Consider the following 22,945-nt stretch of genomic DNA (forward strand, 5'->3'; position numbering starts at 1 on the left):
CACTGGTTGAAAGGATGGCCAACGTGACCCAGACCCCCCTGAACCCCGGTGATTCGCCCCTGGTACGAGAGGCCCTCAGCTCAGTGGTTTCACGTGAAACATCTGCAACCCAGACGGCCGCTCAGCCAGGCGAGACCTCAAGTGACGGCAACGGATCGTGGCCACGCCCGGCCAAGACCAGAGTGATCGCCGTTGCGAACCAGAAGGGCGGCGTGGGCAAGACCACCACTTCGGTCAACATCGCCGCCGCCCTGTCCATGCACGGCCAGCGCGTCCTCGTGGTGGACCTCGACCCGCAGGGCAACGCTTCCACAGCCTTGGCGACGGAGCACCGTGGTGACGTTCCCGACGTGTACCAGGTGCTGGTGGACGATCTGCCGATGGCGGACATCGTCAAGCAGGTGCCCGACATGCCGAACCTCTACTGCGCTCCGGCCACCATCGACCTGGCGGGCGCGGAGATCGAGCTCGTCTCCCTCGTCGCCCGCGAAGCCCGCCTCCGGCGCGCCCTGGCGGCGTACGACGCGGTGGACCTCGACTACATCGTGATCGACTGCCCGCCTTCGCTCGGGCTCCTGACCGTCAACGCGTTGGTGGCCGCGGAGGAGGTCATGATCCCGATCCAGTGCGAGTACTACGCGCTGGAAGGGCTCGGCCAGCTCCTTCGGAACGTCGACCTGATCAAGGCGCATCTGAACCCGGCGCTGCGGCTCTCGACGATCGTGCTGACGATGTACGACGGGCGTACGCGACTGGCTTCGCAGGTGGCGGATGAGGTGCGGGCGCACTTCGGGGAGACGGTGTTGAGTACGGTGATTCCGCGTAGCGTGCGGTTGTCGGAGGCGCCTAGTTATGGGCAGTCGGTGATGACGTACGATCCGGGGTCCAGTGGGGCGATGGCCTACATGGACGCCGCCCGCGAGATCGCCCACCGCGCCACCGTCGCCTGACACCCCGCACAGGGCCTGCTCTGCGCCTGGCATGTCCGTGTTGGGTATGTCCGCCTTGGCTGCGGCCCTGTTTCGTGCGCGCTCGCTCGGTACGTCCTGATCACTTTCGTACGGTCGCATCGCCTACGGCCGTGCGTCGTGCACCGCATCGATCGAGGCGCTACGCACCTCCGCACCTACGCGACCGACCGGGCATCGGGTGCACCATGTAGAGGCCCGGAGCCGGGGAGGTGCGGTGGGGGAGGGGCGCGGAGGCGGATTTGGTGCCTGCGAGTTGGGCGCATCGCCGGCGTGGGGCAGTGCGTCTGGAGGAAGGCGCATCGCGCGACGCTGGTCGAGCATGTCGTGATCCACGCCTTCCGCGTCTCGCCTTCACGCCGTGCCTCTTCTTCGCCAGCGGTTCACACGGTGAGCACCATGTCCTTCTCACGCCGCGCGCGATCCCGCTACGTTGCGGCGGGCGCTGTGGGCGTCGTGTACTGCGATGGCCATGCAGTGCTGGGCAAGGCCGTGCAGTGCCGGGCGGTGCGGTGCGGTGCGAACGTCGCGCACCCGCAGCCCTTCGCATCGCCATCGCGTATCACGACCTGCGGGCGCGGCGGCCGGTGCGCAAGGCCGCCAGTTGCCCGCCGTGCGGTAGCCGCGCAGTTGTGCGGCGTGCCGAGCTCATCGGTCGCCTCGACCGTCGTGTGCAGTGCCCGGCTCGGACCGTCGACCCCGCAGTTGCGCCGCTGCGTACTGCGCTCGCTCTTCGTGGCATCCCACGCCTTGCTTGCCGTGCCCGACCGCCTCGTGCCGTGCTTGCCGTGGGGTCTCGCCTCGTGCGGTGCTCGCCGGGGGCCCTCGCGCCGCGCTGGCATCCGTTTGCCTCGCCGGCTCATCATGCTGCCCCCGCATCGCACTCGCCGTACACCGCCCTCCACGCCGATGAGCTCGCCATGTACCGCCCCGCACTGCGCTCGTCGTACACCGCCCTCTACACCGTGTTCGCCATGTACAGCCCTCCGCGCCGCGCTGCCTTCTGCGCACTGAGCCCGTTCACCGCATCGGCCCCCGTCGTGCCCGCTACTCGCGTTGCGCCACTGCGCCGGCTCCCAGCGGGGAGGCTCGCTCTCGTGCCACGTTGTGGCCCCTCGCCGGGGCAAGCACGCCGCACGCCGCACCGCCGCTTCCCGTACTTTGCTACCCGTCGTGTTGCGGTCGCCGTGCCAGTCCGGTCCCGCGTTGGCCTGTTCGCCGTGTCGGCCCCGGTCGCGTTGGCCCGGTCGCGTTGGCCTGCTCGTTGCACCCCACGCTCGCCTCAGTCGCTCATCACAGCGAACCCAGCGCTCGCATGCTGAGCGTCCATTCACGTCCAGCTCGCCGCGCGCTGCTCGCCTCGTCTGCTCCCTCGGGCGGGGTCTTCACTCCGGTCCGCTGATCGTGCCGTGTCTCCCATGCCGTGGGCCGCGATTCGCGTGCCGCATCGGACGCCGATCCGTGTTTCGCGCGCCGTGCAGTGCTGGACGCGGCGTTCCCCGCATCGTGGTGTGTCGCACGACGCGTGCCCGTGCTGTGGGTGGCGTGCTGCGCTCCGTCTGCGTGGATAAGGAAGGGCATCTTGGGGCTCAGTCACGAGTTGGGCAGGTTTGTGATCGTGTCGGTGTAAATCCAACGGGGTGGTGTGTGGCGAGGGGGCACCCCGCGGGGCGGGCGACGGTAACCTCTCCTGGAGTGACCGGAATCGACCGGGTGGATGAGGAGACGCAGTGAGTCAGCAGCGGCGGGGATTGGGCAAGGGGCTCGGGGCGCTCATCCCGACCGGTCCCATCGTTGACGGTACGGGGGCGGCGCCGACCCCGTCGAACGGGTCAACGGGGGAGACGGGGCCCAAGCCGATCGCCGGGGCGTACTTCAAGGAAGTCGCGCTGTCCGCGATCGTCCCCAACCCGCGGCAGCCGCGTGATGTCTTCGACGAGGAGCGGCTTGAGGAGTTGGCGGCGTCCGTCCGGGAGGTCGGGCTGCTACAGCCGATCGTGGTCCGGTCGGTCGGTGGTGGCAAGTACGAGCTGATCATGGGGGAGCGGCGTTGGCGGGCTTGCCAGCAGGTGGGCCTGGACCCGGTGCCGGCGATCGTCCGCAACACGCAGGACACCGACCTGCTGCGTGACGCGCTCATCGAGAACCTTCAGCGCGAGCAGCTGAACGCGTTGGAAGAGGCGGCGGCGTATCAGCAGCTCCTTGACGACTTCCAGGCGACGCATGATCAGCTTGCGAAGAAGGTTGGTCGCTCTCGCTCCCACATCACCAATACGCTGCGCCTGTTGAACCTCCCTCCTGATGTCCAGCTCAAGGTGGCGGCTGGATCCATCACCGCCGGTCACGCCCGAGCCCTTCTTGGGCTTGAGAGCGCTGAAGAGCAGATCAAGCTCGCCAAGCGCATCGTGGCGGAGCTCCTCTCGGTGCGGGCCGTGGAGGAGATCGTGGCCATGGGGAGCGCGAAGGCGGCCAAGAAGCCGGTGCGGGAGCGCCAGGTGGCCAAGCCGACCGCGCCGGGGCTCACTCATCTTGCCGACCGTCTTTCCGATCACTTCGAGACCAAGGTGAAGGTGGATCTCGGGCGCAGGAAGGGGCGCATCGTGGTGGAGTTCGCCACGATCGATGACCTTGAGCGCATCATCGGCACCATGGCGCCTGAGGCGGTGCGTGCGATGCGGGAGGGTGAAGAGTAGGAAGTGACCCACCCGAGGGTGGTCGTCGCTCAAGGGGTTGTCGGTCGAGCGTTGTGGGTCGAAGGTCGTCCCCCGAGGGTGGTTGGTCGGCTGGTTGGTTTCACGTGAAACACGTCTCTGAGGGGTGCTACGCATCTCTGGCGTTGTTTCACGTGAAACGTGCGGAGCGGATGTCCCGCACGACGGAGCCTTCCGCGGTTGATGGCTGGAGCGGGCGACGTCCGGCAAGCGATTTCATGGTTGGCTCTCACTTCCGGTGCCCGCGTCGGCGGGGCGCTCAGCGCTTAAGGCCGGTTCATGGGCCGCGCGCTCGTCACCTGACGGTTGCTGGAGATGCGGTTAGGGCGGCCAGGGCTTCTGGGGAGAGCCGGTGTGAGGGGCCGATTGGGCGCGTTGCTTGCCCTATGGGCGGGCGACGTTTCACGTGAAACAGCGGACGTGGCGGCTTGGGTCGGGCGGTGCGCGACGATGGGTGCGAGCGAAGCGATTCGCTCGGGGCGGTGAAGCCGGCGGGAGTCGACCGGTGCGTGTTTCACGTGAAACTTGGGTGCCGTGCGGCGGGCGTGCGCTACATGGCGGCGGCCTTGTGGATGTCGTTGAGGAAGTCGTCCACATGTTCCGGAGTGGTGTCGAAGGCGGTCATCCAGCGGACGGTTCTCGCGGCTTCGTCCCAGTAGTGGAACAGGTAGCGCTGGCGGAGGGATTCCGCGACCGGGAGCGGGAGGGTGGCGAAGACGGCGTTGGACTGGACCGGTTGCGCTAGAGAGACGCCTGGGATGTCCGCGAGGCCGTCGGCCAGGCGTGCGGCCATGGCGTTGGCGTGGCCGGCGTTCTGGCGCCACAGGTCGTCCGTCAGGAGGGCCGTTAGTTGTGACGAGATGAAGCGCATCTTCGAGGCGAGTTGGAGGGACTGGCGTCGGAGGAACGGTACGGCGTGCGCCAGCGATGAGTCGAGGACGACGACGGCCTCGGCGGCCAGTGCGCCGTTCTTCGTGCCGCCGAAGCTGAACACGTCCACCCCGGCGTCCGTGGTGATGGCCTTCAGGTCGCAGTCGAGGTAGGCGGCGGCGTTGGCGAGCCTGGCGCCGTCCACGTGAAGGCGTAGGCCTGACTCGTGAGCCGCTTCGGCGAGGGCGGCGATCTCGGTGGGGGAGTAGGTGGTGCCGAGTTCGGTGGTCTGGGAGATGGAGACGACGGAGGGCTGGGACTCGTGGGGGTTGCCGAGGCCGCCCAGGCGCGACTTGATGTCGGTGGGGCGTAGCTTGCCGTCCTCGGTCGGGACCGTCATGAGTTTCACGCCGAGCAGGCGCTCCGCTGCTCCCGCTTCGTGGGTGGCGATGTGGGCGCTGTCGGCACAGATGATGGCGCTGTAGCGGCCCAGCATGAGGGCGAGGCCGACCATGTTGGCGCCTGCTCCGTTGAGCATCGCGAAGCCGTCGGCGCCTGGGCCGAATACCTCCTTGATCTTTTCCTCGAATGTCGAGGTCCAGGTGTCGTCGCCGTACGCGGGTGCGTCACCGGTGTTCGCGGCGGCCATGGCTTGGAGGATGGCTGGGTGCACGCCGGCGTGGTTGTCGCTGGCGAAGCTCTTGGGGTACATCGAATCGATCAGCACAACGTAAGGCTACTGACACGGCTCAGACGGTTCGTCTGGTCGTGGCCGTGGCCGTGGCCGTGGCCGTGGTCGTGGCCGTGGTTGTGGTCGTGGTTGTGGTCGTGGTCGTGCGCATGGTCGTGCGCGTGGTGGGCGGGGACGGCGGTGGTGGGCGGGGATGGCGGTGGCGACGGCGACGGCGGTGGTGGTGGTGGGTGGCGGTACGGGATCGTGCCCGCGTCGGTGCTGCGATGCTGCGGCGCGTCAGTGGTGCAGTGTGTGGGGCGTCGCGTCCAGTGGGTGTGGGCCGCGCGCGACGTGCTGCGGGTGGTGGAGTGCGATGGCCGCCGGGGTGCTCTGCGAATGGAAAGTGCCGCGACGGTGGAGGGCGCTGCAGTCGGATACGCCGCGGGTGAGTGGGCGCCGGAGTCAGGTGCGTCGCGGGCGGGAGAGTGCCGGAGTCGGGACCGCCACGGGTGAGGAGTGCCGGAGCCTGACGCGCTACGCGCGAGAGGTCCTGCCGTTGGCGGGTCGCATATGGATGGCGCGGTCAGGTGCTGCGTGTGCTGGGAGGTGGGGGCGTTCGGTGGTAGCGCGTGTGAACGCTGCATGTGCAAGGGCCAGTGAATTGCCCTCCACGCGTACGGACGTGTGGAGGCAGCACCCAAGACGCCTTGCGTCACCGGGCCGCCGCCGGCCGTGCGGAAGAAGGTCGCATGGCCGGCGCAGCAAGCCTCGGGAAAGACAGCCGCTCAGGAGGTGGCGGAGCGGGATGCGGCGTTCTGGAGGAGGGTGCGGCAGAGCTCGCCGAGATCCTCCCCAGCAGCCTCCGCCGCCATGGGCAGCAGCGACGTCTCGGTCATCCCAGGGGCCACGTTCACCTCCAGGAAGTGCGGCACCCCGTCGGCGTCCACGATCAGATCAGTACGGGAGATGTCGCGCAGCCCCAGCGCGGTGTGGGCGGTCACCGCGGTCTCGGCGCAGGCGGCGGCCGCGGCGGCCGAGAGGCGGGCGGGGGCGAAGAACTCGGTGTGGCCGGCGGTGTAGCGGGCCGCGTAGTCGTACACGCCTTCGTCGGGGACGATCTCCACAGCCGGCAGGGCGACGGGCCCGGAGCCGAGGTCGACGACGGAGACCGCCACCTCGACGCCCTCCACGTACCGCTCGATCAGCGCCGTGTCACCGTAGGCGAAGCAGCCGACCATCGCGGCGGGCAGCTCCTCGGCGGTGGGGACGAACGAGGCGCCGAGGGCGGAGCCGCCGCGGGCGGGCTTGACGAACAGGGGCAGCCCGAGGCGCTCGACGATGCGGCCGAGCACGACCGTGGCGCCGAGGTCGTGGAAGGTCTCCTTGGGCAGCGTGACGGACGCGGGGGTGCGCAGGCCGACGGAGCGGACGACGGCCTTGGCGGTGGGCTTGTCGAAGGCCACGCGGCAGGCGTCGGGGTCGGCGCCGACGTACGGGACGTTGAGCAGCTCCAGCACGGACCGGATGGCGCCGTCCTCGCCCGCGCCGCCGTGGAGGGTCACGAAGACCGCGTCCGGCGGGTCGGCCAGGACGGAGGGCACGAGGGAGGCGTCGGTGTCGCGGGTCTCCACGTCGATGCCCGTCGCGCGCAGCACCTCGCTGACTCTGCGACCCGAGCGCAGAGAAACCTCCCGCTCGTAGGAGAGGCCTCCGGCCAGCACGAGCACGTGGCCCAGATCGCTCATCTCATCCCTCCGCTGAAGCCGCTGGCTGACGCCGCTGATGGCAGGCTGTCCAACCGTACCGGCGGCTGGGGCCAATGGTGTACGGGAGGTGCTTTCTCCGGCGATCCCCTCCCATCTCCTCCGTAAACAGCGACAGGCCGGCGTCGCATCGAGCGCGACACCGGCCTGCCGGTGGGATCAGGCCAGGTCGGGCCCTGGTGTGTCGACGCCCTGGTGGTCGCGGGCGGAGGCGGTGCCGAAGGTGTCCCTGAGCTGGATCTCCTGCTCGATGACTCCGGCGAGCCTGCGCACCCCCTCGCGGATGCGGTCGGGCTCGGGATAGCAGTACGACAATCGCATGTGCCGCGCCCCGCTGCCGTCGGAGAAGAACCCGGTGCCCGGCACGAACGCGACCCGCTCGGCCACGGCCCGCGGCAGGATCGCCTTGGAGTCGAGCCCTTCGGGCAGGGTGGCCCAGACGAAGAAGCCGCCACCAGGTCGTGTCCACGTGACCTCGGGCGGCATCAGCGATTCGAGCGCGTCCAGCAACGCGTCCCGGCGCTCGCGGTAGAGCTCCCTGAAGGATTTGATCTGCTCGTGCCACGGCTGCGTCGCGAGGTACTGGCCCACCGCGAGCTGCGTGAAGGACGAGTGCGAGAGCACGGCCGACTCCATGGCCAGCACGAGCTTGTCGCGGATGGCGTGCGGCGCCAGCGCCCAGCCGACGCGGAAGCCGGGGGCGAGCGTCTTGGAGAACGACCCCAGGTAGACCACGCCGTCGGGGTTGTCGGCCCGCAGGGCGCGCATGGGCTCCCCGTCGAAGCCGAGCAGCCCGTACGGGTTGTCCTCGATGATGAGGATCCCGGCCCGCTGGCAGATGTCGAGCACCTGCTGGCGGCGGGCGATGTTCAGCGTGACGCCGCCCGGGTTGTGGAAGGTCGGGATCGTGTAGAGGAACTTGATGGGCGCGCCCGCCGTCTCCAGGGCGTAGATGGTCTGCGCCAGCGACTCGGGCACGATGCCCTGGTCGTCCATGGCGATATGGACCACTTTGGCCTGATAAGCGGCGAACGTTCCCAGCGCCCCCACGTACGAGGGGCCTTCGGCCAGCACGACGTCGCCCGGGTCGATGAAGATCCGGGTGATCAGGTCGAGGGCCTGCTGCGAACCGACGGTGACGACCACGTCGTTCGCCCCGGCGTGAATCCCCTCCAGCCGCATGACCTCGCAGATCTGCTCACGCAGATGCGGGTCGCCCTGGCCGGAGCCGTACTGCAGCGCGACGGGGCCGCGCCGCGTGACGAGGTCGGAGACGAGCTCGCCGACCATGTCGAGGGGAAGGGCCGTGACGTACGGCATGCCGCCCGCGAGCGAGACCACCTCGGGCCTCGACGCGACGGCGAAGAGAGCTCGGATCTCGGAGGCGACCATCCCGGTAGCTCGCGCGGCGTACCGATCGACGTAGGCGTCGATGCGCGACCCTTGGGTCGCGGGTGTCTGACCGTGATCCAGCTCTTCCGTCACGGCCCACCTCCTAGGTCTCATATGGGACTGAAATACCAGATTACGCCAGACGGACATGTCGCCCGTCGCCGGGCTCGACCGTCGTGGTGTCCGGTGGCGACATCTCTACTGGGCTACGATGCCACCTGTAGACGCGGTTTTCGCGCGCTTTTCCGGGTCAACGATAGGGGCCGTAGTTGTCGCGCCGGCTGGTCAACATAACCCTGGACAATGTTGAAGATCTACCGCGCCGCTGCCGCAGGTGCGTGTTCTGGGAGCTCGACCCCATGAGCGGGGAACGGGCGGTGGACTCGGGCGACCCGGCGCTGGAGAAGGAGGCCTGGATCTCCGGCACCCTGCTGGAGTGGGGGAGTTGCGGCAAGATCGCCTATGTCGACGGGGTGCCCGCGGGGTTCGTGCTCTACAGCCCGCCGCTCTACACCCCGCGCTCGGTGGCCTTTCCCACCTCTCCGGTGAGCGCCGACGCGGTGTTGTTGATGACGGCGCACATCGTTCCGGAGTTCTCCGGTGGCGGGCTGGGCCGGATGCTGATTCAGGGAGTGGCCAAGGACCTGACACGGCGCGGGGTGAAAGCCATTGAAGCTTTCGGGGATCTCAAGTGGGAAGAGCCTAGTTGCGTCGTTCCAGCGGAATACTTGCTTTCTGTGGGGTTTAAGACCGTTCGTCCGCATTTGCGATTTCCACGGTTGCGACTGGAGTTGAAGACCGCCGTCTCGTGGCGTGAGGACGTCGAGGTGGCTCTCGAACGCCTCCTCGGCTCCATGAGCCCGGAACGGGCACTACGTCCCGTCTGAAGCCACCTCAGCGCCTTATACCCGGACAGGAGAACGCCCCCGCAGTCGCCAGGACCGCGGGGGCGTTCTCATGGGCGTCCTAGATGATGCCCTCGAGCTCGCGCAGCAGCATGGCCTTCGGCTTGGCGCCGATGATCTGCTTCACGACCTCTCCACCCTTGAAGACGTTCATCGTCGGGATCTGGAGCACACCGTACTGGCGCGGCACTTCAGGGTTCTCGTCGATGTTCAGCTTGACGATCTCCAGCTTGTCGCCGTGCTCGTTGGCGATCTCCTGGAGAATGGGCGCGACCTGGCGGCACGGGCCGCACCACTCCGCCCAGAAGTCGACCAGCACGGGCTTGTCGCTCTTGAGGACCTCGGACTCGAAAGTGGCGTCGGTGACAGCCTTCACGGTGCGCTCCTTACTTCTCGTTGTTGGCGAGCCAGCGCTCGGAGTCGAGCGAGGCCGCACAGCCGGTGCCCGCCGCGGTGATGGCCTGGCGGTAGGTGTGGTCGACGACGTCGCCGGCGGCGAACACGCCGTCGATGTTGGTCGCCGTGGAGGGCGAGGCCACCTTGATGTAGCCGTCCTCGTCGAGATCGATCTGGCCCTTGACCAGCTCGGTGCGGGGGTCGTGGCCGATCGCGAGGAACAGCGCGTCGGTCGCCAGCTCGCACTCCTCGCCGGTCTTGACGTTACGCAGCTTGACCGCGTCGACCTTGGTCTCGCCGAGCACGTCGACGACCTCGGAGTCCCAGACGAAGCGGATCTTGTCGTTCGCGAACGCCCGGTCCTGCATGATCTTGCTGGCGCGCAGCTCGTCACGGCGGTGCACCACCGTCACCATGCGCCCGAACCGGGTCAGGAACGTGGCCTCCTCCATCGCGGTGTCGCCACCGCCCACGACCACGATGTCCTTGTTGCGGAAGAAGAACCCGTCACAGGTCGCGCACCAGGACACGCCGTGGCCGGAAAGCCGCTTCTCGTTCTCCAGGCCGAGCTCGCGGTAGCCGGAGCCCATCGCCAGGATGACCGACTTGGCGTAGTAGGTGTCGGTGTGGGTCTTGACGACCTTGGGGTTGGCGTTCAGGTCGACCTCGACGACGTCGTCCGCCACCAGCTCGGCGCCGAAGCGCTCGGCCTGCTTGCGGAGGTTGTCCATGAGGTCGGGGCCCATGATGCCGTCGGGGAACCCGGGGAAGTTCTCCACGTCGGTGGTGTTCATGAGCGCGCCGCCCGCGGTCACGGAGCCTTCGAAGACGAGCGGCTTGAGTTCGGCGCGCGCGGAGTAGACGGCCGCCGTGTAACCGGCAGGGCCGGAACCAATGATGATCACGTTACGGACGTCGCTCAACGCTCCCACGCCTTCCTCGTCTGCTGTGTGCACCGGCGACAACAGATCCTAGGCCGACCTGATTCCCTGCCCTACCCGGCAACGCTGGGAGAAACGAAAGAGCCCGCCGAAGCGGGCTCTCACGTGGGCTTGTTTGCGTACGACCGTTACCAGCGGCCCAGAGCGGGCTTGCGCAGGTTCTTGCAGTTGAACGGGTCGACGACGTCGACGCGGACCTTCTTGGCGGCCCGCTGCTTCCAGGAGGCCATGATGAGCGCTTCCTGACCGTTGTACTGGCCCTGGTCCACCGCGAACACCTTGAGGTGGGCGCGCTTGGACACCACGCTGACGCACTTGGCCACCTTGTCGGCGACGTCCGAGTCACCGGGGATGGCAGGAGCGGGGGCCATGAAGCTCTCCAGCGACATCCGCAGCTCTGGATCGCTGTAGTTGTGGTCGCTGTTGGTCACATAGACGTCCTTGGCCCGCTGTGCGGTCCTGCTCGGCGTCGGCGAGGCCGACTGCACCGGTGGCAGCGCGACCGATGGCCCCGTGCCGGCGCCGCTGTCGCCGCCACTGGCCAGCAGGCTGGTGGAGGCCACGGCCGTGCCGACCACGACGGCAGCCGCCGCGGCCGCGACCGCGGGCATCGCCCAGCGCCGGCGCCGCGTGGTGCGGGTCCTGGCGGGGACGATCGTGCCGTCGTCGGAGACCACGCCGAGGCGTACCGGCTCGGGGATCTCGGGGATGTCGTCGCCGGCGGAGGCCACGGCGCCCAGGCGTACGGGCTCCCGAACCTCGGCCTGCCGCTCCCACGGGGCGTCCCGCATGAGCTCATCCCAGTCCGGTGTTTCCACGAGGCCGACACCCCCGCCGCGCCGGGACTCCGCCTCGGCGGCCAGGGCCTTGTCGATGCGCAGTGCGACACCCATCGGCATGGCCGGTGTGGGGGTCGCGGCCAGCACCTCGCGAACCGCCGCCAGGTCGGCCAGAAGCTCCCCACAGGGGTCGCAGACCGCGAGATGCTCGCGGACCTGGCGCGCCTTGCCGACGTCCAGGAGACCCTCGGCCAACTCGGCGAGGATTTCCAGATCGTAGTGCGTATCACCCGTCACGAAGTTCTGCTCCCTTCGCGGATGAGACGCGATTGAGGTCCGATCGGTTCCGCAGATGCGAAAGAATTGGGGCAAGTTTCGCGCGGCCTCGCGCGCACCGGCTCTTCACGGTGCCGCTGGGCACCTGAAGCACCTGAGCTGCGTCTTCGACCGAATAGCCCATCATGTCCACCAGCACCAGCGCCGCCCGCTGGTCGGCGGGCAGTAGTTTCAGAGCAGCCGAAACCTCCATCGAGACCTCGCGCTCGACGGTCTGGTCGGGCAGCGGCGTCTCGCGCTCCGCTGCCTCGATGAGCTCGTCGTCGGCGACCGGTCTGACGGACTTGCGACGCATCCGGTCGAGGCAGGCGTTGACCACGATCCGATGCAGCCAGGTCGTGACGGCCGCCTCGCCGCGAAACGTGGCGGCCTTGCGATATGCGGAGACGAAGGCGTCCTGCACGGCGTCGGCGGCCTCGTCGGGGTCACCGAGCGTACGCAGTGCGACCGCCCACATGCGATCGCGGTGCCTCTTGACGATTTCACTGAAGGCGTGTGGATCCCCGTTGATGTGCGCGGTCAGCAGCTCGGCGTCTGTGACCGCCGGCCGCTCCGCTGCTGAGGGTGTCTCGGGTGGGGAGTTCACAAGAGAGATTCCTGATTATGCCGATCCGGGAGAATGCACCACTACCTCATAGATGGTGCCATGAAAAGTGCCTGCATCCGTCGGAACACGCGTAAACCAGATCAAAACGTACTGACCGCTGGTCTGCTCCTCGGGAGCGAGGGTGGTCTTGCCTGCGGCGTTCTTCTCCGTCGCCACGGTCTTCAACGAGTCGAGCTCGGGGGAGTCGCCCACCTTGAGCTCGACGGTCGCGCCCGGCGCGTCGGACAGCGTGGCCACCACGTCGCTGATCTGCATGGCCTTGCCGAGGTCGAGCAGCAGGCCCACGCCGTCCTTGAGCCGGCCCAGGTCGGCGCTGGTGTAGGTCTCGGTCTTCCACAGCGTGCCGGGCTTGCCGTCGATGGCCAGCTTCGCGATGTCGCTCTTCTCGTCACCGTCGCCGAGCGGGTCGAAGCCCTTGGCGTTCTTAGGCTTGACGGCGTCGACGGCGACCGTGGCCGACTTGGTCGAGGTGGGGGCGGCGCTGGCCGTCTGGGGAGTGGTCGGGCTGCCCAGGCTGCGGCCGATCGTCCAGGCGCCGACGCCGACGGCGGCGATGACGAGCAGCACCACCAGCGTCATCAGCACGCGGTTGAGCGTGCTGCCCCCGCCGTTCGGCGGGCGATGGTGCATGGGAGGCGGCGGCAGCGGCGCAGCGGGCGCCGTCTTCTGCCGGTGGGCGATGTCCAGGCCCTCGGTGTGGGAGGCCGAGGCGACCGCGGGGGTCGAGGGGTAGGAGATCGGGATCGGCATCGGCCGGGCCACGTCCGCCAGCGAATCGGCGACCTCCGACGGGCTGGCCAGCGCGCCCTGGCCCCTGCGCGACTCCGGCAGGCAGGCCCGCACGGTGATCGTGTCGAGGTAGCCGGGCACGCCCGCGGTGACCTGGCGGGGCGTGCAGAAGTGGCCGTCGATCATGGGAGCGGCGGGCAGGCCGCCCTCTTCCTCGTCGCCGGGCCAGTGACCGGTCAGGCCCGCGTACAGCAGCCGGCCGAGCCCCTCGGCGTCGTCGAGCGCCGGCTGGTCGGTGGTGAGCCCCCACATCGCCGCGTCGACGGCCACGCCGAGCACCTTGACCGTGTTGCCGTTCGTCCACATCAGGTGGGAGGGCCGCAGGCACAGGTGGTAGAGCTGCGCCTCGTGGGCGTGCGCCAGCGCCTCGGCGGCCTCGGCCACCAGCCCGGCCGCCCGCTCCGGCTCCAGCGGCCCGTTGGCCAGCAGGTCGGTCAGCGTCTCGCCGGTGACCCACTCGCTGACGACGTAGGCGCTCTTGTCGTCCTCGGCCGCGTCGAACACCTGGGTCAGGCGCGGGTCCGTCAGCCGGCTCGCGGCGCGGGCGGCCGTGACGACCTCGTGGACCCGGGGGAAGTCGGGGGCGAAGGTGTGCACCGCCACGGGGCGGGCGAGGATCTCGTCGATCGCCTTCCACAGCGTGGCGCCGTCGGACTCGCTGACGCGGTCCTCCAGCCGGAAACGCTCGGCGAGACGGGTGCCGGGTTCGACGGCCGACGTGCTGCTCACTGGCTCACTCCGCTTGGCCGATCGGGCGTGCTCATGGTTCGACTCACCTGCGTGGCCGTAACCCACGAAGGCCCGCTATGCCGGGTGGATCCGCCCACGCCCCTCCTGCTTCCATTCGCGCGTGTCGGGCTCCATGGTAGTGCCGAGTAGATTCCGCCCGCGTTCTTTACCGACCTACCCGTCTCGCGACCATCCCAACGATCGAGTTGACCTCCGGGATGCGCATTCTGTGGGCCACGCCGAGATAGAGCACCATACCGAGTCCGCCGCCGATAGCGAGCACTATGACCGAATTGAGAAAATTGAGCCCGCCGAACACGCCGGTGACGACCCACACCGCCGCCAGCGCCAGCACGGCCGTGGGCAGGCCCGCGAGGTACATCCTGGTGAGCGACATGCCGACGGCCCAGCCGCCCAGCCCGCCCACCCGGCGGCTCGCCAGCCACCAGGCCAGGACCGCGCCCAGCCCGTACGCGATCGCGTACGCCAGCGCCAGCCCCATCACCGCGTACGCGGCCGGCAGCACCAGGTACAGCAGCACCATGAACACCGCGTTGACCGCCGTCGTGCCGGCCCCGATGTACACCGGCGTCCGGGTGTCGCCGAAGCTGTAGAAGACCCGCAGGAGGAGCTGGAAGATCGCGAACGGCACCAGCGCGAGCCCGTACACCTGCAGCACGTTGCCGATGTAGACGGCGTCGGGGATGGTGTTGGCGCCGTGACCGTAGATCGGCACGGTGATCGCGGGCCCGAGCACCATGAGCAGCAGTGACACCGGCACCATCAGCGAGCAGACCAGCCGCACGCTCGACCCGAACTCGGCGCGCACGTCCTCGAACCGGCCCTCGGAGACGGCCCGGCTCATGCGCGGCAGCATCGCGGTGATCACGGAGACGCCGATGACGCCGTACGGGAGCTGGAAAAGCTGGAACGCCAGCGTGTACGGGCTGATGCCGTGCCCGGCCACCACGTTGCCGGCGGAGCTGGCCAGGTTCACCGTCAGCATGAAGCCGAGCTGGGTGACGACGACGTAGCCGATCGTCCAGACGCCCGCCTTGCCCATCTCGCCCAGCCGCGCGTTGCGCAGGTCGAAGCGGGGCACGAAGGCGAACCCGGCCCGCCGCAGCGCCACGATCAGCACCGCCGCCTGGGCGACGATGCCGGCCGTGGTGCCCACACCGAGCAGCGCCAGGTCGAAGGTGGTGACGCGCTCGATGTCGCGGCCCGTGCCGACCACGGCGTAGAGCACGAACACGAGGATGACGACCACGTTGTTGAGCACGGGCGCCCACATGGGGGCGCCGTAGCGGTCGCGGGTGTTGAGGATGGCGCCGGCCACCGCGCCCACGCCGAAGAAGGCGAGCTGCGGCAGGATGAAGCGGGCCAGCATGACCGCGACCTCGAACTTCCTGCTGCCCGCGTCCCAGTCGGTGTAGAGGTCGATCAGCAGCGGCGCCGCCAGCACGGAGAGCACCGCGACCGCGACCAGCGCCACCGTGGCGATCGTCAGCAGCCGCTGCTCGTAGGCCCGGCCGCCGTCCTCGTCGTGCTGCTGGGCGCGCACGATCATCGGCACCACGACGCTGCTCAGCACGCCCAGGAGCAGCAGGTCGAGGATGCTGTACGGGATCGCGTACGCCGCGTTGTAGGCGTCGCCCAGCGCCGCGGTGCCGATCGCGTACGCCAGCACCATCGTCCGCACGAACCCCGTGACCCTGGACACCATGGTGCCCGCCGCCATGATGGCGCTGGCCCGCATCATGCGGCTCATACGGTCTCACTCTCCCGGTTCTTGGCGGCACGCGCGAGCTTGCGCTGGGACCTGCGGCGCAGCAGCCGCGTCACCACGGCGGCGAGCATCACGGTCAGCGCCGCCCCCACGATCACCAGGGCGATCCCCGTGTAGCCGGTCGTGCGGATCGTCAGCCGCTGCGGCTTGCCGTACGGCTGCCCGTCGGCGGTCTTGAGCTGCACGGTCACCGTCGCGTCGCCGCTGGTGTCGGGGGCGGCGTTCATCAGGACCTGCACCGTGCCGCTCTGCCCGCCGCCGATCGGCAGCGGCTCCGGCTGGTCGAAGGTCACGGTCAGCAGCTCGGGGTTGTCGGACTTGACCTCGATGTAGAGCTCGATGGGGACGGTGAGCTCGTTCTTCACGCTGATCGGCACCACGCCGCTGCTGCCCGCCAGCGTGCGCGGCGAGTCGGGGCTGGCCCCGGTGATCCTGATCTCGGCGAGCTGGTCGTCCACGGCCTTGCCGACGGTGTTCGTCACCGAGCGGCCCATCCTCGTGCTGTTGCGCCAGGCGGAGGAGGTCAGCCGCAGCACCGCCGCGTCGAAGCGGGACTGTGTCTTCTGCGTCGTGATCAGCGAGGTGAGCTGCGCCTTCGCCCAGGTGTCGCGGACCGGGTCGAGGTACTTGCGGGTCAGCTCCTCCTTGCGGTCCTGGTCGGTGTAGGCCAGGCCGGCGCGCGGGACGGAGGCCCTGCCCGGCTTGATGGACTCCAGCGTGGCGGGCTGCAGCCACGGCAGCCGGCCCGCGGTCTTGATCAGGGCGGTGACGAGCGCCGGGTTGGGGTTCCAGCGCCGGGAGGGGGCGACGACCAGCGACCTCGGCGTGGTCTGGCCTGGCTGGGCCTGCTCGGCGGCGATCATCGCGGTCTCGGCGATGAAGCGCTGCGTGCTGAGCAGCACGGACGTGCTGGTGGCCGGCTCGAACAGGCGGCTCAGCTCGGCGTCGGCGACCAGCGCGGTGACGGGGCCGTTGACCGAGTCGAGCGTCGAGGCGGCGTCGGGCGTGGTCGTGACGGGCTGCTGCGGCGGCAGGTTGGTGGAGTTGAGCAGCACGGTGTCGACCTCGCTGACCGAGAGCAGGTCGAGCGCGTCGGGGTCGAGCAGGCCGTTGGCCGGCCAGTTGATGTTGGTCTTCGCGTTCTGGTTGAGCAGCGACCTGGCCGTCTGGCCGCCCAGCTCGATGGCCCGCTCGGTCTGCGTGTCGAGCCCGTGGTGCGCCAGCGCCGCCACGTCGGGATCCGCGTACGGGGTCGCGACCACGGGGGAGGCGGCCAGCGCGCTGCGCATGGTCTTCAGCCACTGGTCGGCCTCGGCGCTGGCCGGCTTCTTCTGCTCGCCGTCCTTGGTCTTGACGCTGTATCCCTTGGCCATCCTGCTGACGTCGTCGAGCAGCGCCGGGTCGAACACCCAGGTGACGGTGGTCGGCGCGGCCTGGGCGATGCGGGCCAGGTCGGCCAGGCGGCCCCGGCCGGTCAGCGCCTGGCTCAGCTTGTCGTCCACGAACGCGCCGTCGTCGGTGGAGCGGTGCGGCTGGTCGATGACGGGCAGCGCGATGGCGAGCTTGTTGCGCGGCAGCTTCTGCGGCGTGGCCGGCGCGTACGTCAGGTACGTGCGCTGCGTCGCCTGGGACACGCCGTTGGGCGCGACGTCTACGGCGACCGGGTAGACCCCGAACGACCGGTAGCCGAGCTGCACGGGCGTCGCGGTGAACTCGAACTCCTGCTGCGCCCCGGCGGCCAGCGTCGGGATGTACATCGAGGAGGTCGAGGAGACGAGGGGAGGCACTGCCGCTGGGTCGGCCTCGTACGCGCTCAGCTCGGCGCGATCGGTGAACGGCTGCGAGCGGTAGCGCAGCCGGATGGAGACGTTGTACTGGGGCGAGCCCGTGTCGTTGCGCACCGTGCCGGTGAACTTGATCTCATCGGTCAGGTTCCGCGGCGCCTCAGGAGTGATCGACGAGATCGACACCGCGAAGCCCTGCCGCTGCGCTGTGACCGCGGGTTTCGCGGCAGCAGAGCCCGGCGTCACCGCCACCATGGGGGCGAGCAACGCGGCGGACAGCGCGGCGAGCAGCGCGGCCTTACGGATCACGCGGATGCCCGAGCTGGACTACGACGACGCACGCCCGCAATGGTACGGGCTCAGTGCCGTCGCGCGACCGCCGCGCGCGGTCCTCGCCGGCGTGAGCCGCGCAGGTCGACCATCTTGCCTGGCAGAACGGCCAGCAGGTCGAGCGAGCGCATCGACAGGGCCGTGTGACGTTCGCCCGTGGCGGTGAAGAGCGGCTCGTTGTCGGCCAGCAGCCGGTCGTCGATGAACATCGGCAGCGACTCCGGCAGCAGCAGCGGGCACACCAGCCCGCAGGCGTAGTCGGTGGTGGCGTTGACGACGTGCGCGGACGCGGGGCGTACCTGGCGCGCGCCGAGCAATCCGCCGACGGCTCCGGGCCCGGGCGGCGAGGAGACGGGGGAGGTGACCCCGATGACGACCTCTCGGCCGACCCAGGTCGTGACTTCGAGCACCGTGACCATCAGGCACCGCTCCGGAGCGGCGGAGATCGTCTCGGGCAGCTCCTCCGCGCATGTCATGGGACGCGGAAGGCGTACGATCTCATGATGGACCTGGTGTGCGAGGAGCCAGCGGTGGATCGCGAGGGCGTCCTTCATATAGTCCTCCTTGCCTCAGCCCATGGCCCCGACGGTCCCTTGACCGACGGTAACCCGGACCTGGTGTGGCTCGGGGGATATGTTCCGGAAGCAGAAGGCCGACTCAGTTTGTCCGACTCAACCTTGACCGAAAGCCAGCAGCGGGCCATGAACGACCTGTTCCGCAAGATCGCACCGGTGGCCGACGAGCTCGGCCGCCTGTTCGCCGACCAGGGCCATGAGCTGGCCCTCGTGGGCGGTCCCGTGCGCGACCTCCTGCTCGGCCGCATCGGCAATGACCTCGACCTGACCACCGACGCGCGCCCCGAGCGGGTATTGGAGATCGTCAGGGGCTGGGCCGACTCCGTGTGGACGATCGGCATCGACTTCGGCACGGTCGGCCTGCGCAAGGGGAGCTGGCTGATCGAGATCACCACGTACCGGAGCGAGTCCTACGACCCCAAGTCGCGCAAGCCCGAGGTCATGTACGGCGAGACGCTCGACGCCGACCTGGAGCGGCGCGACTTCGCGGTCAACGCGATGGCGGTCCGCCTGCCGGGCCACGAGTTCGTGGACCCGTACGGCGGCCTGGCCGACCTGAAGGCCCGCCTGCTGCGTACGCCGGGCACGCCCGAGCAGTCCTTCGGCGACGACCCGCTGCGCATGTTGCGGGCCGCCAGGTTCGCCTCGCAGCTCGGGTTCGAGGTCGACGCGAAGGCCGTGGCGGCGATGACCGCGATGGCCGAGCGCATCGAGATCGTCTCGGCCGAGCGCATCCGCGACGAGCTCGACAAGCTGATCTGCGGCGCCAACCCGCGCGAGGGCCTGCGCCTGCTGGTCGAGACCGGCCTGGCCGCCCACGTGCTGCCCGAGCTGCCCAAGCTGCGCCTGGAGATCGACGAGCACCACCGCCACAAGGACGTGTACGAGCACTCGCTCACCGTCCTCGACCAGGCCATCGCGCAGGAGGAGGACGGCAAGCCCGACCGGATCCTGCGCTGGGCGGCGATCCTGCACGACATCGGCAAGCCGAAGACGCGCCGCCACGAGGCGGGCGGGCGGGTCTCCTTCCACCACCACGAGGTGGTCGGCGCGCAGATGACCAAGAAGCGCATGACCGAGCTGAAGTTCCCCAAGGACGTGGTGTCCGACGTCTCCCGGCTGGTCGAGCTGCACCTGCGCTTCCACGGCTACGGCACGGGGGAGTGGACCGACAGCGCGGTGCGCCGTTACGTGCGCGACGGCGGTCACCTGCTGGACCGGCTGCACAAGCTGACCAGGGCCGACTGCACCACCCGCAACAAGCGCAAGGCGGCGGCCCTGTCGCGCACCTACGACCATCTGGAGGAGCGCATCGCCCGGCTCGCCGAGGAGGAGGAGCTGGCCAAGATCCGCCCCGAGCTCGACGGCAACGAGATCCAGCAGGTGCTGGAGGTCGGGCCGGGGCCGGTGGTGGGGCGGGCCTACAAGTTCCTGCTCGAGCTGAGGCTCGACAAGGGCGTGATCGGCAAGGAGGCCGCCACCGCGGCGCTGCTGGAGTGGGCCAGGTCAAACGACCTTGGCGCGTGAGCGCGTGGTGATCGTCCGGTAGGCGAGCGCCGCCAGCGGGTAGCCGAGCGAGATGATCACCACGGCCAGGTACGACTTGCCGTTCGCCGGCAGGATGGCCGCAGAGAGGGCCGCGGCGAGCACGTACATGCCGTTGAAGAGCATGTCGTAGATCGAGAACGCGCGGCCCCGGTAGATGTCCTCGACGTCGCGCTGGACGGTGGTGTCGGCGCAGATCTTGACGCTCTGCCCGGCCAGCCCCAGCACGAAGCCGGCCACCGGCAGCCCCCACTCCTGGAACGGCAGCACCAGCGCCGCCGTCAGCACTCCGGCCGCGACCAGCGCGATCTGCAACCAGCGCTCGATCCCGAACCGCTCGGTCGCGTACGGGGTGACCACCACGGCCAGGGCGGTGCCGATGCCGGCGGCCACCACCACCAGGCTGACGCCGCGCAGCGCCGCGTCGGCGTCGCCGTCGGTGAAGTAGTAGCGGTAGAGGATGATGCCGAGCGCGGTGCACATGCCGAACAGGAACCGGTGCGTGGCCATCGCGCCCATCGTCGCGGCGGCCACCCGGTGCCCCACCAGGTGCCTGGCTCCGTCGGTGAGCCCGGTGACGACGTTGCGCAGGGCCTGGCGGGCCTGCGGCCGGTTGGGGTCGGGCCACGGGCCGAGCAGCTGCCGGTCCATCGTCCGCGCGACCAGCGCGCTCATCGTGAACACCACGCCGGACGTGACCAGCAGCAGCGCCACGCCGGAGTCCGAGCCGCCGAAGATCTCCCGCAGCAGGAACCCCAGGCCCGCGCCGACGAACGTGGCCACCGTCCCCGAGGTGGGCACGACCGCGTTGGCCGAGATCAGGCGCTCCGGCGGCACCACGTGCGGCAGCGAGGCGCCGAGCGCGGCCAGGAAGAACCGGTTGACCCCCAGCACGGCCAGCGCCGCCGCGTAGAACCACGGATCGGGCACGTCGGCGGCGACCAGCCCGGCGGCGAGCAGCAGCAGCGTGCCGCGGATGAAGGGCGCCACCATGAGGATCTGCCGCCGCGACCACCGGTCGATGAAGACGCCGACGAAGGGCCCGAGCACGCTGTACGGCAACAGCAGCACGGCCAGCCCGGCGGCCACTTCGAAGGCGGTGGTCTGGTTCTCCGGGCTGAAGAAGGCGAACCCGGTCACCCCGAACTGGAAGATCCCATCGGAGAACTGGGAGACCAGGCGGGTGCCGAACAGCCTTCTGAAGTCCCGGCCCCGCAGGACCACGCGGAGATCGGCGACGAAAGACACGCCGCCAGCCTAGCCCTGTGCCTCCTGTTTTAGGATGCTGGTGCAGCTGATGCGAACGGGGTTCCGAGCGGTGCGCATGATCTCGTACGCTTCATAGCGTGACCACTGAGGAACACGTTGTGCTGGTAGACCCGGCCGGCCATGCGCTCGGCACCGCGCCCAAGACGTCGGTTCATGGCCGCGAAACCCCTCTCCACCTGGCGTTCTCCAGCTACGTCTTCGATCGGGAAGGCCGCGTGCTGCTCACCAAGAGGGCCGACCACAAGATCACCTGGCCGAGCGTCTGGACCAACAGCTGCTGCGGTCACCCGCTTCCCGGCGAGCCCGTGGACCACGCGGTGCTGCGCCGGCTCTCCTACGAGCTGGGGCTCGCGGCCGAGCGCGCCGACCTCATGCTGCCCGCCTTCTCCTACCGCGCCGAGATGGCCAACGGCATCGTCGAGCACGAGCTCTGCCCCGTCTACCGGGTCACGGTCGACTCGGCCGTCATGCCGAACCCCGACGAGGTGGCGGAGACCCGCTGGATGCCGTGGAAGGAGTTCGCCGAGGGCGCCCAGAACGGGCTGCTGGCGATCTCGCCCTGGTGCCGGGAGCAGGTGCCGCTGCTGGCCGAGCTCGGCTCCGACCCGCTCACCTGGCAGCCGGCCTCGACCGGCGACCTGCCGCCCGCCGCGCGCCCCTGACATGGGCGGGCGCCGTGTCCTGCCCGGACACGGCGCCATGAGCTCAGCGGGTCAGCGCTCGACCTCGCCCCTGATGAACTTCTCGACGTACTCGCGGGCCTCGTCGTCGGAGTACTGCTTCGGCGGCGACTTCATGAAGTACGAGGAAGCGGACAGGATCGGCCCGGCGATGCCCCGGTCGAGCGCGATCTTGGCGGCGCGTACGGCGTCGATGATGATGCCGGCCGAGTTGGGCGAGTCCCACACCTCGAGCTTGTACTCCAGGTTCAGCGGCGTGTCGCCGAACGAGCGCCCCTCCAGCCGCACGTACGCCCACTTGCGGTCGTCGAGCCACGGCACGTGGTCCGACGGCCCGATGTGCACGTCGGCCTTGCCCATCTCGTGCGGGATCTGCGAGGTGACCGCCTGCGTCTTGGAGATCTTCTTCGACTGGAGCCGCTTGCGCTCCAGCATGTTCATGAAGTCCATGTTGCCGCCGAAGTTGAGCTGGTACGTGCGCAGCAGCTCCACCCCGCGGTCCTCGAACAGCTTGGCCATCACCCGGTGCGTGATGGTGGCGCCGACCTGCGACTTGATGTCGTCGCCGACGATCGGCACGCCGGCCTCGGTGAACTTCTCGGCCCACTCCGGGTCGGAGGCGATGAAGACCGGCAGCGCGTTGACGAACGCCACCTTGGCGTCGATCGCGCACTGCGCGTAGAAGCGGTCGGCCTCCTCCGAGCCCACCGGCAGGTACGACACGAGGACGTCGACCTGGTTGTCACGCAGCACCTGGACCACATCGACGGGCGCCTCGTCGGACTCCTCGATGATCTCGCTGTAGAACTCGCCAAGGCCGTCGAAGGTGTGGCCGCGCTGGACCGTCACCCCCGTGGGCGGGACGTCGCAGATCTTGATCGTGTTGTTCTCGCTGGCGACGATCGCCTCGGACAGGTCGCGGCCGACCTTCTTGGCGTCCACGTCGAACGCGGCGACGAACTCGACGTCGCCGACGTGGTAGTCGCCGAACTTCACGTGCATCAGGCCAGGGACCCGTGTGTCCGGGTCTGCGTCCTTGTAGTAGTGAACGCCCTGGACCAGCGACGACGCGCAGTTGCCGACACCGACAATGGCCACGCGAACCGAACCCATC

At 69.2% G+C, this 22,945-nt stretch carries 18 protein-coding genes; 5 read left to right on the top strand and 13 right to left on the bottom strand.

Features of this window, described 5'->3' with window-relative positions:
* The first annotated feature begins 14 nt into the window (after window positions 1-14).
* On the top strand, window positions 15-950 hold the full coding sequence (locus tag HD597_RS51175) for a ParA family protein (protein WP_253754759.1): 936 nt from the start codon (window positions 15-17) through the stop codon (window positions 948-950).
* A gap of 1,748 nt (window positions 951-2,698) precedes the next feature.
* The gene (locus HD597_RS51180) at window positions 2,699-3,661 is read left to right on the top strand and encodes a ParB/RepB/Spo0J family partition protein (protein WP_253754761.1); all 963 of its coding nucleotides are present in this window, start codon (window positions 2,699-2,701) and stop codon (window positions 3,659-3,661) included.
* A gap of 568 nt (window positions 3,662-4,229) precedes the next feature.
* On the opposite strand, the gene HD597_RS51185 is transcribed toward HD597_RS51180, so the two are convergent.
* From HD597_RS51185 to HD597_RS51195, 3 genes are all read right to left on the bottom strand, one after another.
* On the bottom strand, window positions 4,230-5,276 hold the full coding sequence (locus HD597_RS51185; protein ID WP_253754763.1) for a threonine aldolase family protein: 1,047 nt from the start codon (window positions 5,274-5,276) through the stop codon (window positions 4,230-4,232).
* Between the two features lie 731 nt (window positions 5,277-6,007).
* Entirely contained in the window at window positions 6,008-6,967 is a 960-nt protein-coding gene (locus HD597_RS51190; RefSeq protein ID WP_253754765.1) for a D-alanine--D-alanine ligase family protein, read from the bottom strand.
* A 177-nt stretch (window positions 6,968-7,144) separates the two neighbouring features.
* Window positions 7,145-8,470, bottom strand: coding sequence for an aminotransferase-like domain-containing protein (locus HD597_RS51195; protein ID WP_372513588.1), 1,326 nt, complete (start codon window positions 8,468-8,470; stop codon window positions 7,145-7,147).
* Between the two features lie 245 nt (window positions 8,471-8,715).
* Between HD597_RS51195 and HD597_RS51200 the strand changes: the two genes are divergently transcribed.
* Window positions 8,716-9,264 (top strand): GNAT family N-acetyltransferase, encoded by a 549-nt coding sequence (locus HD597_RS51200; protein ID WP_253754767.1) that lies wholly within the window; start codon window positions 8,716-8,718, stop codon window positions 9,262-9,264.
* A 79-nt stretch (window positions 9,265-9,343) separates the two neighbouring features.
* Here HD597_RS51200 and trxA read toward each other — a convergent pair whose 3' ends face one another.
* The 8 genes from trxA to HD597_RS51240 form a co-directional block, all read right to left on the bottom strand.
* Complete coding sequence (trxA, locus tag HD597_RS51205; protein WP_253754768.1) at window positions 9,344-9,658, bottom strand: thioredoxin; 315 nt, start codon at window positions 9,656-9,658, stop codon at window positions 9,344-9,346.
* Window positions 9,659-9,668: 10 nt separating this feature from the next.
* Complete coding sequence (gene trxB, locus HD597_RS51210; protein WP_148440664.1) at window positions 9,669-10,601, bottom strand: thioredoxin-disulfide reductase; 933 nt, start codon at window positions 10,599-10,601, stop codon at window positions 9,669-9,671.
* Between the two features lie 146 nt (window positions 10,602-10,747).
* Complete coding sequence (locus HD597_RS51215) at window positions 10,748-11,695, bottom strand: anti-sigma factor family protein (protein ID WP_253754770.1); 948 nt, start codon at window positions 11,693-11,695, stop codon at window positions 10,748-10,750.
* A complete protein-coding gene (gene sigM / locus HD597_RS51220) occupies window positions 11,685-12,320 on the bottom strand; it encodes an RNA polymerase sigma factor SigM (RefSeq protein WP_127937855.1) in 636 nt (211 codons plus the stop codon). Before sigM ends, HD597_RS51215 begins: the two co-directional genes overlap by 11 nt.
* A gap of 15 nt (window positions 12,321-12,335) precedes the next feature.
* On the bottom strand, window positions 12,336-13,859 hold the full coding sequence (locus HD597_RS51225; RefSeq protein WP_253754771.1) for a protein kinase family protein: 1,524 nt from the start codon (window positions 13,857-13,859) through the stop codon (window positions 12,336-12,338).
* A 166-nt stretch (window positions 13,860-14,025) separates the two neighbouring features.
* Window positions 14,026-15,630: a murein biosynthesis integral membrane protein MurJ gene (murJ, locus tag HD597_RS51230; RefSeq protein WP_253754772.1), complete on the bottom strand. Its 1,605-nt coding sequence runs from the start codon at window positions 15,628-15,630 to the stop codon at window positions 14,026-14,028.
* Window positions 15,627-17,741, bottom strand: coding sequence for a DUF6049 family protein (locus HD597_RS51235; RefSeq protein WP_253754774.1), 2,115 nt, complete (start codon window positions 17,739-17,741; stop codon window positions 15,627-15,629). The genes murJ and HD597_RS51235 overlap by 4 nt, the downstream gene beginning before the upstream one ends.
* Before the next feature lie 50 nt (window positions 17,742-17,791).
* Window positions 17,792-18,316: an aminoacyl-tRNA deacylase gene (locus tag HD597_RS51240; RefSeq protein WP_253754775.1), complete on the bottom strand. Its 525-nt coding sequence runs from the start codon at window positions 18,314-18,316 to the stop codon at window positions 17,792-17,794.
* Between the two features lie 147 nt (window positions 18,317-18,463).
* Between HD597_RS51240 and HD597_RS51245 the strand changes: the two genes are divergently transcribed.
* Window positions 18,464-19,864 carry a CCA tRNA nucleotidyltransferase gene (locus HD597_RS51245; RefSeq protein WP_253754777.1) on the top strand — a complete coding sequence of 467 codons (1,401 nt, stop codon included), beginning with the start codon at window positions 18,464-18,466 and terminating at the stop codon, window positions 19,862-19,864.
* Here HD597_RS51245 and HD597_RS51250 read toward each other — a convergent pair.
* Window positions 19,844-21,130, bottom strand: a complete 1,287-nt coding sequence (locus HD597_RS51250) for an MFS transporter (protein WP_253754779.1) — start codon at window positions 21,128-21,130, stop codon at window positions 19,844-19,846. The genes HD597_RS51245 and HD597_RS51250 overlap by 21 nt on opposite strands.
* 98 nt (window positions 21,131-21,228) lie before the next feature.
* On the opposite strand from HD597_RS51250, the gene idi reads away from it, so the two are divergent.
* Window positions 21,229-21,813, top strand: coding sequence for an isopentenyl-diphosphate Delta-isomerase (idi, locus tag HD597_RS51255; protein WP_253754781.1), 585 nt, complete (start codon window positions 21,229-21,231; stop codon window positions 21,811-21,813).
* Between the two features lie 51 nt (window positions 21,814-21,864).
* Here the strand turns inward: idi and HD597_RS51260 are convergent, their stop codons facing one another.
* The gene (locus HD597_RS51260) at window positions 21,865-22,944 is read right to left on the bottom strand and encodes an inositol-3-phosphate synthase (protein ID WP_253754783.1); all 1,080 of its coding nucleotides are present in this window, start codon (window positions 22,942-22,944) and stop codon (window positions 21,865-21,867) included.
* Between the last annotated feature and the right edge of the window lies 1 nt (window position 22,945).

The sequence above is a fragment of the Nonomuraea thailandensis genome, from assembly GCF_024172165.1.
In the GTDB taxonomy this organism is placed as follows: Bacteria; Actinomycetota; Actinomycetes; order Streptosporangiales; family Streptosporangiaceae; genus Nonomuraea; species Nonomuraea thailandensis.